This window comes from Arthrobacter sp. 01L42, from assembly GCF_056400005.1.
Map to the genome: position 1 here is coordinate 84,575 of NZ_JBFTSL010000012.1, position 13,066 is coordinate 97,640.

The window sequence follows — 13,066 nt, forward strand, 5'->3', positions numbered from 1 at the left end:
AATCTGTGCGGACCCGGTTGCCCGGGACGCGGAGTCCTACGCCGGAACCAGTGCGGGGTCCCCGCTGGCGGCGTCGGCGCCGTCGCGCGCTTCATGCAGGAAGCGGTCGTAGGCCGGGAGCGTCAGGAAGGCCGGGAACTCGCTGCTGAGGGTGACTTCCTCGAAGATGTCCCGCGCGTCGGCGAAACGGTCTCCTTCGAAGCGCTCCAGCTTGGCGAATTCCTCGTCCAGCATGTCCTCCACCCACTCCCGGGTGATTACGTCGCCGTGGTCAGTGATGGCCCGGGCAAAGATCCACTGCCACAGCTGCGAGCGGGAGATTTCCGCGGTGGCGGCATCCTCCATCAGGTTGTGGATGGCCACCGCGCCGTTGCCGCGCAGCCAGGATTCGATGTAGCGGATCCCCACTTCGATGTTGTTCCGGATCCCCTGCTCAGTGATGGTTCCGGTGGTCGCGGAGATGTCCAGGAGCGCGCGGTCGTCCGGGGTGACGTCTTCGCGGAGGCGCTCGAGCTGGTTCGGACGCTCGCCGAGGACGGCGTCGAACACCTCGCGGCAGACCGGCACCAGGTCCGGGTGCGCCACCCAGGAGCCGTCGAAGCCGTCGCCGGCCTCGCGGGTCTTGTCCGCGCGGACCTTCTCGAAGGCGATCGCGTTGGCATCCTGGTCCTTGCGGTTGGGGACAGCCGCGGCCATGCCGCCGATCGCCATGGCGCCGCGCTTGTGGCAGGCCCGGACGAGCTGTTCTGTGTAGGCGCGCATGAACGGCTGGGTCATGGTGACCTGGCCGCGGTCCGGGAGCACGAAGCGCGGGCCGCGGGTGCGGAAGTTCTTGATCAGGGAGAAGATGTAGTCCCAGCGGCCGGCGTTCAGGCCCGCGGCGTGGTCCCGGAGTTCGTAGAGGATCTCCTCCATTTCGAACGCCGCGGTGATGGTCTCGATCAGCACGGTCGCGCGGATGGTGCCCTGCGGGATACCCAGCAGGTCCTGCGCCATGATGAAGATGTCGTTCCACAGCCGGGCCTCGAGGTGGTTCTCGATCTTCGGCAGGTAGAAGTACGGGCCTTTGCCCTGGGCGATCAGGCGGCGGGCGTTGTGGAAGAAGTACAGGCCAAAATCCACGATCCCGCCGGCAATAGGCGTGCCATCGATGAGCATGTGCTTTTCCGGCAAGTGCCAGCCGCGGGGGCGGACCACGACTGTGGGCAGTTCCCCGGCCGGGCGCAGCTTGTACTCCTTGCCCTCCGGGGAAGTGAAGTCGATCCGGCGCTCCAGCGCATCGGTGAGGTTCAGCTGGCCCTGGATCACGTTGCGCCAGGACGGCGTGGAGGAGTCCTCCATGTCCGCGAGCCACACCTTGGCGCCGGAGTTCAGCGCATTGATCGTCATCTTCTTGTCGACCGGCCCGGTGATTTCCACGCGGCGGTCCTCCAGGCCCGGGGCCGGGGGAGCGACGCGCCAGTTCGGGTCGTTGCGGACGGACTCGGTCTCGCGCAGGAACCGCGGGTCCTGGCCCTTGGAGATCTGCTGGCGGCGTTCCTGCCGTGCCTGCAGCAGCTCCCGACGGGGCCCTGCCGTGGCCTTGTGCAGCTTGGCAACAAACGCCAGCGCGTCCGGCGTGAGGACCTCGCTCTGCCGGCAAATCGGCTGCGCGGTCAACGTGATCCCGTTGATAGTGAAGTTGTCAGTGAAGCTGTTCATCTCAATCTCTCCTTGGAGAAGCAAAAGTTCGACGGCGGGTGGTGACGTGCGCTGAAGACGGCGGGCCGGATGCTCCGGAAGCGTGCGTAAAAGGGGTCCCATTGCCGCCCCGCCGAGGTGGGCAATGGCGAAGGCGGCAATGGGGAATAGCACGCGGAGGAGCGTTCGGTCCGCTGGCGGAACTGCCGCCGTCGTGAGTTCTAGTGGAACTGGCCTTCTTCGGTGGATCCCACCAGGGCCAGGGTGGATGCGTTCGGGTTGAGCGCGGTGGCAATGTCGTCGAAGTAGCCGGTGCCGACTTCGCGCTGGTGCTTGGTGGCGGTGTAGCCGCGGGACTCGGAGGCGAATTCCTTCTCCTGCAGCTCGACGTACGCGCTCATGCCTTCCCGGGCGTAGCCGTGGGCGAGGTCGAACATCGAGTAGTTCAGGGCGTGGAAGCCGGCCAGGGTGATGAACTGGAAGGTGAAGCCCATGGCGCCGAGTTCGCGCTGGAACTTCGCGATCGTGGCGTCATCGAGGTGCTTGCGCCAGTTGAACGACGGCGAGCAGTTGTAGGAGAGCATCTGGTCCGGAAACTCGGCCTTGACGGATTCCGCGAATTTGCGGGCCAGCTCCAGGTCCGGGGTGCCCGTCTCCATCCAGATGAGGTCGGAGTACGGGGCGTAGGCCTTGGCGCGGGCGATGCAGGGTTCGATCCCGTTGCGGACCTTGTAGAAGCCCTCCGGGGTGCGGACCGGCTGGCCGCCTTCGCGGAGGATGAATTCCTGGTCACGCTCGTCGACGTCGGAGGTGATCAGGGTGGCCGCCTCGGCGTCGGTGCGGGCGATGATGACCGACGGGGTACCGGCGACGTCGGCGGCGAGCCGGGCAGCGTTCAGCGTCCGGACGTGCTGCTGGGTGGGGATCAGGACCTTGCCGCCGAGGTGGCCGCACTTCTTTTCCGAGGCGAGCTGGTCTTCCCAGTGCACGCCCGAGGCGCCGGCCTGGATCATCGACTTCATGAGCTCGTAGGCGTTCAGCGGGCCGCCGAAGCCTGCCTCGGCGTCGGCCACAATCGGGACCATCCAGTCCTCGACGGTCTGGATGCCCTCGGAGAACTCGATCTGGTCCGCGCGGAGCAGGGCGTTGTTGATGCGCCGGACCACCGTGGGAACGGAATTGGCGGGGTAGAGCGACTGGTCCGGGTAGGTGTGGCCGGAGTTGTTGGCGTCCGCGGCGACCTGCCAGCCGGAGAGGTAGATGGCGCGGAGGCCGGCCTTGACCTGCTGCACGGCCTGGTTGCCGGTCAGGGCGCCGAGGGCGTTGGTGTAGCCGCCGGTCTTGTGCTCCTCGGTGAGCTGCTTCCACAGCTTTTCGGAGCCGCGCCGGGCGAGGGTGTGTTCTTCGGAGACGCGGCCGCGGAGGCGGACGACGTCGGAGGCCTTGTAGTCCCGGGTCACACCTTCCCAGCGGGGGTTGGCGGCCCACTCGAGCTCCAGTGCGGCGGCCTGCTGCTCGGGCGTCTGCTGGGTGGGCTCAAATGCTGCAGTCATCTTTGTCTCCTTGGTGGGTCCGGGGCCGGTCAGTCTGCGTCTCTGCAGATCCTGGCTGGTTGTTCCCGGATAGTGAATCTTTCCGTGAGTTCTACTTTTCTGCACTTTCCAAGGGGTTTCTAGACCAAAGCTATGGAAAGAAATGCACTTCTTCGCGTATTCTCAAGAAATGCACTCAACCAGCTGGAACCGCCAAGCCCTTGCGTCGTCCGCGCCCGCAGCGCCGGAGGTGGATGTCATCAGCCTGGGCCGGCGCGTCCGGCATCTGCGCAAGGCGGCAGGGCTCACGCTCGATGACCTGAGTGCCGCCGTCGGGACGGCCCCCAGCCAGCTGAGCCTGATGGAAAACGGCAAACGCGAGCCCAAGCTTGGTCTGCTCCAGCAGCTGGCGGCCGCACTCGGGGTGAGCATCGACGAACTGCTCGGCGCGGAGCCGCCCAACCGGCGTGCGGCGCTGGAGATCGAGCTGGAACGGTACCAGCGCAGCCCCATCTATGAGTCCCTGAACCTGCCCAAGATCCGCATCAGTTCGCGGCTTCCGATGGATGTGCTGGAGTCCATGGTGGGCCTGCAGCATGAGCTTGAACGCCGGCTCAATGAGCAGGTCGCGACGCCGGAGGAGGCCCGCCGCGCGAACGGTGAACTGCGCGCGATGATGCGCGAGAGGAACAACTATTTCCCCGAGTATGAGGCCGAGGCGCAGAAGGTCCTGGCCTCGGTGGGCCACACCAGCGGTCCGCTATCCCACCACGTCATTTCGGACATCGCCGGGCATCTCGGATTCAGCCTCCACCATGTGGGTGATCTCCCTCATTCCACGCGTTCGGTGACTGATCTTAAGAACCGCCGAATTTATCTCACGCAGAACGCCCGCAGCGATCACGACCCCCGTTCGGTGCTGCTGCAGGCGCTGGGCCATTACGTCCTGGGCCACCAGACGCCGAACAACTACGGCGATTTCCTGATGCAGCGCGTGGCCACGAACTACTTCGCCGCCGCGCTGCTGCTGCCCGAGCAGGCCACCGTGGCATTCCTGCAGGAGGCCAAGCAGGCCAAGGAAATCGCGGTCGAGGACATCCGGGACGCCTTCGCGGTGTCCTACGAGACCGCCGCGCACCGCTTCACAAACCTGGCCACCCAGCACCTGGGCATCCGCACGCACTTCCAGAAGACGCACAAGAGCGGCATCATCTACAAGGCCTACGAGAACGACGGCGTGACGTTCCCGCAGGACCACACCGGCGCCATCGAGGGTCAGTTCTCGTGCCGGAACTGGACGTCCCGGGTGGTGTTCGACGTCCCGGACAAGTTCAGCGCCTACAACCAGTACACCGACACCCCGGCCGGGACGTACTGGTGCACGGCCCGGACGGAACGCTCCGCGAACGGGGAGTTCTCGCTCTCCGTGGGTGTCCCGTATGCGCACGTGAAGTGGTTCCGCGGCCGCGACACCACCGAGCGGTCCAAGTCCACCTGCCCGGACGAAAGCTGCTGCCGCCGCCCGCCGGCGTCGCTGACCGCCGAATGGGCCGGGAACGCCTGGCCCTCGGCCCGGGCCCACTCCCACCTGCTGGCGGCCATGCCGCCGGGCGCCTTCCCGGGCGTGGACGAGACAGAGGTCTACTCCTTCCTGCAGGCGCACTCGGGGAGTTGACCCTCCCGCAGCTTCTGCAGGATTTTCCCAGACGCTCCCTCAGGTCCTGCGGTTTTTGGCGGGACGCTCCCTCAGATCAGGTGAGGAAGCGTTCGGCGATCGGTTGCCAAAGCTGAGGGAGCGTTCCGTGGGGGGCGGCTGGCAGGCGGGCGGACTATATTGGCCTGTGTCAGCTCATCGATCCATCTCGCGGGAGCGTGCGCCCATGGCCAAGGAACTTGCCACCCAGCTCATCGAACAACTCCAGGCTGCCGGCGTGCAGCGGATCTACGGGATTGTGGGGGACAGCCTCAACCCGATTGTCGACGCCGTCCGCAAGACCGGCGGCTCGCAACAAGGCGGGATCGACTGGATCCATGTCCGGCATGAGGAGGCGGCCGCCTTCGCCGCGGCGGCGGAAGCCCAGTTGACCGGCCGGCTCGCGGTGTGCGCCGGCTCCTGCGGACCCGGCAACCTGCACCTGATCAACGGCCTGTACGACGCCAACCGTTCCGGGGCGCCGGTGCTGGCCATCGCCTCTCACATCCCCAGCAAGCAGATCGGCAGCAGTTTCTTCCAGGAAACCCACCCCGACCGGCTCTTCAACGAGTGCTCGGTCTACTCCGAGCTGATCAGCACCGCGGAGCAGGCGCCCCGCGTCATGCACAGCGCCATCCAGCACGCCGTCGGCCTCAGGGGCGTCGCCGTCGTGACCCTTCCCGGTGACATCGCCGGCCTGGAGGCGACGGCCGAAACGCCGGCCCCGGCGACCTTCCGGCCGGCGACGCTGATGCCGGACCCCGCGAGTGTGCAGGAACTGGCCGACGCCATCAACGCCGCCGGCAAGGTGGCCATCTTTGCCGGTGCCGGCGTCGAGGGCGCCCACGACGAGGTGATTGCGCTCGCCGGGCTGATCGCGGCGCCGATCGGCCATAGCCTCCGCGGCAAAGACTTCATGCAGTACGACAACGCCTATGACATCGGCATGACCGGGCTGCTGGGTTACGGCGCCGCGGCCGAGGGCATCGAGGACGCGGACCTGCTGATCCTGCTGGGAACGGACTTCCCGTACGACCAGTTCCTTCCCGGAACCCGGACGGCGCAGGTGGACCGGGCCGCGCACAAACTGGGGCGGCGGACCGACGTCGACGTCGCAGTGCACGGCGACGTCCTCCCTACCCTTGCCGCCCTCATGCCGTTGGTCACGGCCAAGAAGAGCCGCCGTTTCCTGGATGCGATGCTGAAGAAGCACGACCGGCTCATGAACAAGGCCGTGGGGGCGTATACCCGCAACGTCGGGACGAAACAGCCGATCCACCCGGAATATGCGGCCTCGCTGCTGGACCAGGTGGCGGCGAGGGACGCGATTTTCACGGCGGACACCGGCATGTGCAATGTCTGGACCGCCCGGTACATCAACCCGCTGGGCACCCGCCGGCTGATCGGCTCGTACCTGCACGGGTCCATGGCCAACGCGCTGCCGCACGCGATCGGCGCCCAGCTGGCCTACCCCGGCCGGCAGGTGGTTTCGGTCTCCGGCGACGGCGGCCTGTCGATGCTGCTGGGCGAGCTCATTACGGTCGCCGCGCACCGGCTGCCCGTGAACGTGGTGGTCTTCAACAACTCCACCTTGGGCATGGTGAAACTCGAAATGCTGGTGGACGGGCTCCCGGACTTCGGCGTCGACGTCCCGGACGCCAACTACGCGGACGTTGCCCGGGCCCTGGGCTTCCACGCCGAGCGCGTCACGGATCCGTCCCGCATCGAGGCCGCGTACCGGGAAGCCTTCGCCCACCCCGGCCCGTCGCTGGTGGAGCTCATCACGGACCCCAAGGCGCTGTCCCTCCCGCCGAAGATCAAGGGCGCGCAGGTCCTGGGCTTCGCCACGGCGATGTCCAAAGTGGTCCTGAACCGGGGCGCCGGCGAGGCCGTCAGTATGGCACGGAGCAATCTGCGGAACGTCCCGCGGCGCTAGGGGCGGGCCCGGCGAGTTCGCCGGAAGCTGCCCGGCTCGCCGGACATGTCCGGCGAACTGGAGACATTCCGGCGAACTGCGCACCAATCGAGGCGAAGGGGGTGGCCATGAAAGATCACCGCATGGCGAAAATTGTGGCGGCGGGAACCATCGCCGTGCTCACGGCTTGTGCGCCCCCGGTACCAAGGCTTGTGAAGGCCGACGGCGTCGAACGGGTGCCGGTGGACCGCGCCGCGTACGCTGCCGAATTTCAGGCATTCCGGGCCTCCGCCCTGACGTTGGGAGCCGCGCTGCTGGCCGACGGCGGTGAAGGGGCCGAAGGGAACGTGGTGTCGTCCCCCGGCAGCCTGCTGATCGCGCTCGCCATGCTGCGGGCAGGGGCGTCCGGGGAGACCGCCGTCGAAATGGACCAGGTGCTGGGGCTCCCGGACGGCAACCGGGATGAGGCCATGAACGCCCTGCTCGAGTCCCTGGCTGCGTACGACGGTGATCCCGGCTCGGTCGACGAAAAGGACCCGCCCCGGAAGCCGGTCATGCATGCGGCCAACGGTCTGTTTGTGGACAAGGACGTACCAACCGGAAAGAACTACCTGGAAACCCTTGCCCGGCACTACGGCACCGGGGTGTACCCCGTGGACTTCCGGGATGAGGCCGCCACGGGGCCGGCCCTGGATGCCTGGGTGGACCGGAACACGGGCGGCCGGATCAAGAAAGCACCCGCGGAGTACGATCGCGACAACACGTTCAGCCTCCTCAATGCCCTGTACTTCGCCGCGGCATGGCAGTCGCCTTTCGACCCGAACGACACCTCGGACAGCCCCTTCACCAAGTCCGGTGGCGAGGAAATCAGCGTGCCGACCATGTACAACTCGCTGCAGCTGGCCTATGCGGAGGGCCCTGGCTGGCGGGCGGTCGAGCTGCCGTACGCAGAAGGTTTTGCAATGCGGCTGGTGCTGCCCGGTCCTGGCGTTGGGCCGGAGAGCCTCACGGCGGCCAAGCTGACGGCAATTGCGGCGGCCCTGGACACGGCCCCGGAGGTCTCCGCACTGATCTCCCTGCCCAAGTGGGACCACAAGAGCACCTTCGACCTGCGGAAGGTATTTGAAGCGCTGGGGCTGGCCAGGACCCTGGCCACCACCGAAGACTTTGACGCCATCCAGCCGAAGCTGACGCTCACGCAGGCCGCCCAGGCCGCCAACATCACCGTTGCCGAGAAGGGAACGGTGGCCGCCGCCGTGACGCAGATCAACGGCGCCGTGACCGGTGTGCCGCCCCTTCCGGACCAAACCATCGACTTCGACCGGCCGTTCCTCTACCAGGTCGTGCACACCGAAACCGGGCTCCCGATCTTCATGGGGAAGGTCGCGGACCCGCGCTGAGGGGCGGCCGACCGGGACCCACATCGCCGGAAGCCCTCCAGTTCGCCGCAAACTTCCGGCGAACTGGAGGGACTCCGGCGAACTCGACGGCTTAGGGCGTCCCGCTCCGGCGCTCTTGTGCCAGGGCCGCCGCCACTTTTCCAATCAGCTCGTACGGGACAGGCTTCCGCAACGGGAACTTCAGGGTGCCCTTCGCGGCGCGGTAGGGGGCGAGTTCCGTGCTTAGCGATTCGTCGCCGTCGGGCACGGGGTAGACGGAGATGTGGTGCGCCCAGCCCGCGAAATATACGACGTATCTGCCCCCGAGCGTGATCGTCGGGATGCCGTAACTGATCATCTCCCCTGATCCGGGTACCGCCGCATGGCAGCATCGCCGGATCTCCTGCAGCGCCTCCTGCACGTCAGCAGGAAACGAGGCGATGTATTCCTCCACGGACTCAAAGTGCTGTGCCATTGCCGTTCCCTCCAACGATCCCAGCAACGAGTTAGCGCGGGCCGCCCTGCCACAAGGCATCGAACGGCGCGCCAGAGGCCACACGGTTCCGGATGCCGGCGGTCACAAACGCCTTCGCCGTCCGGGCGGCGGCCAGCGGCGTCGCACCCTTGGCGAGCTCGGCCGTCACCGCCGCGGCCAAAGAGCACCCGGCGCCGGAGACTGCCACCTCGCCCACCTTCGGGGCGGACAGGACTTCCAGGGTTTCGCCGTCGTAGTAGACGTCGACGGCGTCGGGGCCTTCGAGCCGCACGCCGCCCTTGGCGAGCACCGCGGCGCCGCTGAGCTCATGGATGCGGACCGCGGCGGCCTTGAGGGACTCGACGTCGGTAATCTCCAGCCCGGAGAGCGACTCGGCCTCGAAATGGTTGGGCGTGACGAAGGTGGCCAGCGGCAGGATGTGGGACTTGAGCGCCTGGTCGGTGTCCAGGGCGTGGCCCGGCTCCTGGCCCTTGCAGATCAGCACCGGATCCAGCACCACGTTGGCGAACTGCCCGGCCGCCAGCGCCGCGGCCACGGTCAAAATCGTCGCCGGGCTGCCCAGCATGCCGATCTTGACGGTGTCCAGCACGGCCGGTGCGCCGGACGCGGCACCGTAGGCCGCCGTCGTGGCTTCCAGCTGGTCCGCGATGACCTGCTGGTCCACCGGGACAAAGCGGTGGTTCCAGTTGTCCTTGGGGTCGAAGGACACGATGCAGGTCAGGTTCGCGATCCCGAAGACGCCGAGTTCCTGGAACGTCTTCAGGTCAGCCTGCGCGCCGGCGCCGCCGGTCGCTTCGGAGCCTGCGATGGTCAGCGCGACGGCGGGGGAGGAGGCGGGCTCGGTAACTATGTCGGAAGCAGCAGCGCCATCCGCCAGGGCGGCGGAATCGAATGCGGTAGAAGTCATGGTCCCATCCTGCCATCCCGCCAAAACCGCGCGCATTGTGCTCATGAACAAGCGTTCCATGAACAGTATGAACAAAACCTGAGTGTTCCGGATCACGCGGACTAGGGTGGCGGACGGTGTTGCTTACAGGCGGCGCCGGATCCAGGAAGGTTCATTGATGAGCACCCAACTGACCGAAGCGGCCCAGACCCGGAAAGCCGTCGGCAACATCCTCAAAGGCTCGGCCGGCAACCTTGTTGAGTGGTACGACCTCTACGTCTACACCGTGTTCGCGGCCTACTTCCAGGCGCACTTCTTCAACTCCAAGGACGAGCTCCAGGCCGGCCTCGAGGCCATGGCCGTCTTCTCGACGTCGTTCCTGATGCGCCCGATCGGTGCCTGGTTCTTTGGCCGGTACGCCGACCGCAAGGGCCGCAAAGCCGCGTTGACACTGAGCGTGACCATGATGTCCGCGGGCTCTTTCGCGATTGCGGTGCTGCCCACCCAGGACGTGATCGGCCTGTGGGCCCTGATCCTGCTGGTCCTCATCCGCGTGATCCAGGGCTTCTCCGTGGGCGGTGAGTACGGCACCAGCGCCACGTACATGTCCGAGGCTGCCACGTCCAAGCGCCGCGGCTTCTTCTCCAGCTTCCAGTACGTCACGCTGATCGGCGGACAGATGCTGGCACTGCTGGTCCTTGTGGTCTTGCAGAACGCCATGCCCAAGGCCGAGCTGACCGAGTGGGGCTGGCGCATCCCGTTCGCGGTGGGCGGCGTGGCCGCGCTGGTGGTCCTCTGGCTGCGGCGCTCCATGGAGGAAACCGTCTCGGCCGAACAGCTCGAGGCCGCAAAGGCCCCTGCCGTGGGAGGCCAGGCGCAGCCCGGGACCATGAAGCTGCTGTTCACCAGCTACTGGAAACCGCTCATGATCTGCATCGGAATCACCCTTGGCGGCACGGTGGCGTTCTACACGTACACCAACTTCATCCTGAAGTTCATGAACGATACCTCCGGCATCGCCAAGACGGACACGTCGGTCATCAACTTCTGGGCACTGTTCATCTTCATGCTGCTCCAGCCGGTTTACGGCATCATCTCGGACAAGGTCGGCCGCAAACCGCTGCTGCTGTGGTTCGGCATCACCGGCGTCCTGTTCACCTGGCCGCTCCTGTCCGCGCTCGCCGGGACCAAGGATCCGATCACCGCGTTCCTGCTGATGATGGGCGGTCTGCTGATCGTGGGCGGCTACACCTCCATCAACGCCCTGGTGAAGGCCGAGCTCTTCCCCGCGTCCATCCGAGCCCTCGGGGTGGGCCTGGGCTACGCGATCGCCAACTCTCTCTTCGGCGGCACCGTCCCGCTCATCGGCGCTGCTCTGCAGAAGACCGGGCAGGAAGAGCTGTTCTTCACCTACGTCACCGTGGCCATCGGCATCTCCCTGCTGGTCTACATCTTCGCCCTGAGGAACAAGAAGTCCACGCACCTGGACCACGAGCAGGGCCACGCCTGGGCGGCCGCTGGTCCGGAGGCGGCTGCTGGTGGTCCGGGCGAAGGCGGCAGGGACGAGGACAAGGACCTCATCGACGCCTCGCGCCGCTAGGGCAGGCCGCAAGCCGTCCTCGAATTCGCCGGAAGCGCGCCGGGTCGCCGTATGTTTACGGCGACTTGGCGCGTTTCCGGCGAACTCGCGGCCTAAGGAGCGAATGGACGGCGACAACGACGGCGGCCCGGTCCCACGCTATTGGGCGTTGTCTGCGAACCGCAGCTGCAGGATCGTTGCGGCGGTGCCCGCCACGAACGTTCCCGCGAGCACAACATAGCTGCCTGGCTGAAGCGAGCCGACAGGATCGGCCACCATGCCGATCAGCAGCGGGACGATCGAATAAGGGAACCACTCCGCCCAGCCGGTCTTGCCGAACAGATTGCCCAAGGCCAGCATAACGAGCGAGAAAGCGATGGGGGCCACTTCGCCTCGGCTCCACACTGCGATCCAGGCGACCACAGGCGCGAGCAGGAACGAGATCGTCGCAGCGAGGAGCACGTGTGCGATTCCCGTCGCGGCCAACTCTGCCGAGAACCCCGGCAGCCCCAACACCAGTCCGATCGCCATGGCCTCGACGAGGACTATGACGATGAGCGCCATCCACCACACGGCCGCGACCGCCAGCTTGGCGGCGGCGAACCAATGACGGGCCACGGGCAGTGCGAGCATGTTCTTGGCGGTGGCATCACCGTACTCCCGGCCAAACAGGTAGGCGACGATGAACGTCAGCAGCAGCATCCCGCCGACACCGAAGACCAGCGTGAGCATGTAGAAGTATTGGAGCCACGTCGCCTCAAGCCCGGCAAGGCTCGCTTTGGTACCCAGCAGCCCCAGCTGGGCTGCCCGCCCCGGTTCGCGCACGATCCACATGAAAAGCGCAATACCGAGCGGCATGATCGCGAGCACCGCCAGCGTGGCCCACGTCGCCTTGGCACGGTGGAGCTTCATGAACTCGGTGCCAAGAACCTGACCGAACATCAAACCGCGCCGCCCTCGGACGAAGCGCCGCTCCTCCGGCCATCGGCACCGCGCGCATCGCCCGTCCGCGCCAGGAAGTAGCGCTCCAGATCCAGTGTGAGCAGCGCCTGCTCGCGCTCTTCCGGGGTGTAGGCGCCGGTCGCGAACGCGCGCGCCTTCGCGGCGAGTTCGTCGCGCGACGACTCCTCGATGAGACGGCCGTCGTGGACGATACCGATGCGGTCGGCCAGGTGAGCGACCTCGGCGAGGATGTGGCTCGACATGAAGACGGTGGCGCCGCGCCCGTCGGTGAGCCAACGGAGCAGCTCGCGGATCTCGACAATGCCGGCCGGATCAAGGCCGTTGGCGGGCTCGTCGAGCACGAGCAGTTCGGGGGAGTGCAGCAGCGCGCGGGCGAGAGCGAGACGCTGTTTGTTGCCGAGCGAGAGCTGCCCGGCACGCCGATCGGCATAAGGATCCAAGCGCAGCAGCGTGATCGAGTCGGCGACCGACCGCGGCGGCGAACCGGTGAGCCGGCGCTGGATGTCCAGATTCTCGCGCACGGTGAGGTTGGGGTAGGCGGTCGCGGTCTCGACGAGGAAGCCAACGCGGGCGAACACAGCGGTCTCGCCAGGGATGATGCGCTGGCCCAGGACGGTCACCTCCCCGCTGCTCGGCCGGATCAGGCCGAGCATCATGCGGATGGTGGTCGTTTTGCCCGCCCCGTTCCTGCCGAGGAACCCGTAGATCTCGCCCCGGCGGACGTCAAGGTTGAGCGAGTCGACGGCGGTGACGTCGCGGTACCGCTTGACGAGGGCGCGCGTGGAAACCGCGGAGTCAGGCATGGGGCTCCTCCATGGCCCCATCCTGCCACCATGCCCGGAGCGTTCACAGGGTGAAGCTGCGGCTGCATCAGGCTCCCGCACCGTCGGGTGCGAGAATGGAGGCGGTTCCGGCTGCTTGTGTTACCGGGGCCGTCCAGTGC

At 66.8% G+C, this 13,066-nt stretch carries 10 protein-coding genes; 4 read left to right on the forward strand and 6 right to left on the reverse strand.

Going from position 1 to position 13,066, the window contains the following annotated elements:
• Nucleotides 1–36 precede the first annotated feature (36 nt).
• Both aceB and aceA read right to left on the reverse strand, forming a co-directional pair.
• On the reverse strand, nucleotides 37–1,701 hold the full coding sequence (gene aceB, locus AC1DN2_RS12350) for a malate synthase A (RefSeq protein ID WP_476850537.1): 1,665 nt from the start codon (nucleotides 1,699–1,701) through the stop codon (nucleotides 37–39).
• A gap of 200 nt (nucleotides 1,702–1,901) precedes the next feature.
• Nucleotides 1,902–3,233 (reverse strand): isocitrate lyase, encoded by a 1,332-nt coding sequence (aceA, locus tag AC1DN2_RS12355; RefSeq protein ID WP_476850538.1) that lies wholly within the window; start codon nucleotides 3,231–3,233, stop codon nucleotides 1,902–1,904.
• A gap of 142 nt (nucleotides 3,234–3,375) precedes the next feature.
• Between aceA and AC1DN2_RS12360 the strand changes: the two genes are divergently transcribed.
• The 3 genes from AC1DN2_RS12360 (at nucleotide 3,376) to AC1DN2_RS12370 (ending at nucleotide 8,220) form a co-directional block, all read left to right on the forward strand.
• Complete coding sequence (locus AC1DN2_RS12360; RefSeq protein WP_028278044.1) at nucleotides 3,376–4,887, forward strand: helix-turn-helix transcriptional regulator; 1,512 nt, start codon at nucleotides 3,376–3,378, stop codon at nucleotides 4,885–4,887.
• 205 nt (nucleotides 4,888–5,092) lie between these two features.
• Nucleotides 5,093–6,841 (forward strand): pyruvate dehydrogenase, encoded by a 1,749-nt coding sequence (locus AC1DN2_RS12365; protein ID WP_223914492.1) that lies wholly within the window; start codon nucleotides 5,093–5,095, stop codon nucleotides 6,839–6,841.
• Nucleotides 6,842–6,948: 107 nt separating this feature from the next.
• The gene (locus AC1DN2_RS12370; protein WP_476850539.1) at nucleotides 6,949–8,220 is read left to right on the forward strand and encodes a serpin family protein; all 1,272 of its coding nucleotides are present in this window, start codon (nucleotides 6,949–6,951) and stop codon (nucleotides 8,218–8,220) included.
• Between the two features lie 91 nt (nucleotides 8,221–8,311).
• Here AC1DN2_RS12370 and AC1DN2_RS12375 read toward each other — a convergent pair whose 3' ends face one another.
• The gene (locus tag AC1DN2_RS12375) at nucleotides 8,312–8,674 is read right to left on the reverse strand and encodes an iron chaperone (protein WP_476850540.1); all 363 of its coding nucleotides are present in this window, start codon (nucleotides 8,672–8,674) and stop codon (nucleotides 8,312–8,314) included.
• A 31-nt stretch (nucleotides 8,675–8,705) separates the two neighbouring features.
• Complete coding sequence (locus AC1DN2_RS12380; RefSeq protein ID WP_476850541.1) at nucleotides 8,706–9,602, reverse strand: hydroxymethylpyrimidine/phosphomethylpyrimidine kinase; 897 nt, start codon at nucleotides 9,600–9,602, stop codon at nucleotides 8,706–8,708.
• A 157-nt stretch (nucleotides 9,603–9,759) separates the two neighbouring features.
• Between AC1DN2_RS12380 and AC1DN2_RS12385 the strand changes: the two genes are divergently transcribed.
• Entirely contained in the window at nucleotides 9,760–11,181 is a 1,422-nt protein-coding gene (locus AC1DN2_RS12385) for an MFS transporter (protein ID WP_476850542.1), read from the forward strand.
• Between the two features lie 138 nt (nucleotides 11,182–11,319).
• Here the strand turns inward: AC1DN2_RS12385 and AC1DN2_RS12390 are convergent, their stop codons facing one another.
• Complete coding sequence (locus AC1DN2_RS12390; protein WP_476850543.1) at nucleotides 11,320–12,102, reverse strand: ABC transporter permease; 783 nt, start codon at nucleotides 12,100–12,102, stop codon at nucleotides 11,320–11,322.
• On the reverse strand, nucleotides 12,102–12,926 hold the full coding sequence (locus AC1DN2_RS12395; protein ID WP_476850544.1) for an ABC transporter ATP-binding protein: 825 nt from the start codon (nucleotides 12,924–12,926) through the stop codon (nucleotides 12,102–12,104). The genes AC1DN2_RS12390 and AC1DN2_RS12395 overlap by 1 nt, the downstream gene beginning before the upstream one ends.
• Between the last annotated feature and the right edge of the window lie 140 nt (nucleotides 12,927–13,066).

Coding starts and splice junctions, on each gene's coding strand:
- aceB (WP_476850537.1), bottom strand. CDS start 1,701: ATGAACAGCTTCACTGACAACTTCACTATCAACGGGATCACGTTGACC.
- aceA (WP_476850538.1), bottom strand. CDS start 3,233: ATGACTGCAGCATTTGAGCCCACCCAGCAGACGCCCGAGCAGCAGGCC.
- AC1DN2_RS12360 (WP_028278044.1), top strand. CDS start 3,376: ATGCACTTCTTCGCGTATTCTCAAGAAATGCACTCAACCAGCTGGAAC.
- AC1DN2_RS12365 (WP_223914492.1), top strand. CDS start 5,093: ATGGCCAAGGAACTTGCCACCCAGCTCATCGAACAACTCCAGGCTGCC.
- AC1DN2_RS12370 (WP_476850539.1), top strand. CDS start 6,949: ATGAAAGATCACCGCATGGCGAAAATTGTGGCGGCGGGAACCATCGCC.
- AC1DN2_RS12375 (WP_476850540.1), bottom strand. CDS start 8,674: ATGGCACAGCACTTTGAGTCCGTGGAGGAATACATCGCCTCGTTTCCT.
- AC1DN2_RS12380 (WP_476850541.1), bottom strand. CDS start 9,602: ATGACTTCTACCGCATTCGATTCCGCCGCCCTGGCGGATGGCGCTGCT.
- AC1DN2_RS12385 (WP_476850542.1), top strand. CDS start 9,760: ATGAGCACCCAACTGACCGAAGCGGCCCAGACCCGGAAAGCCGTCGGC.
- AC1DN2_RS12390 (WP_476850543.1), bottom strand. CDS start 12,102: ATGTTCGGTCAGGTTCTTGGCACCGAGTTCATGAAGCTCCACCGTGCC.
- AC1DN2_RS12395 (WP_476850544.1), bottom strand. CDS start 12,926: ATGCCTGACTCCGCGGTTTCCACGCGCGCCCTCGTCAAGCGGTACCGC.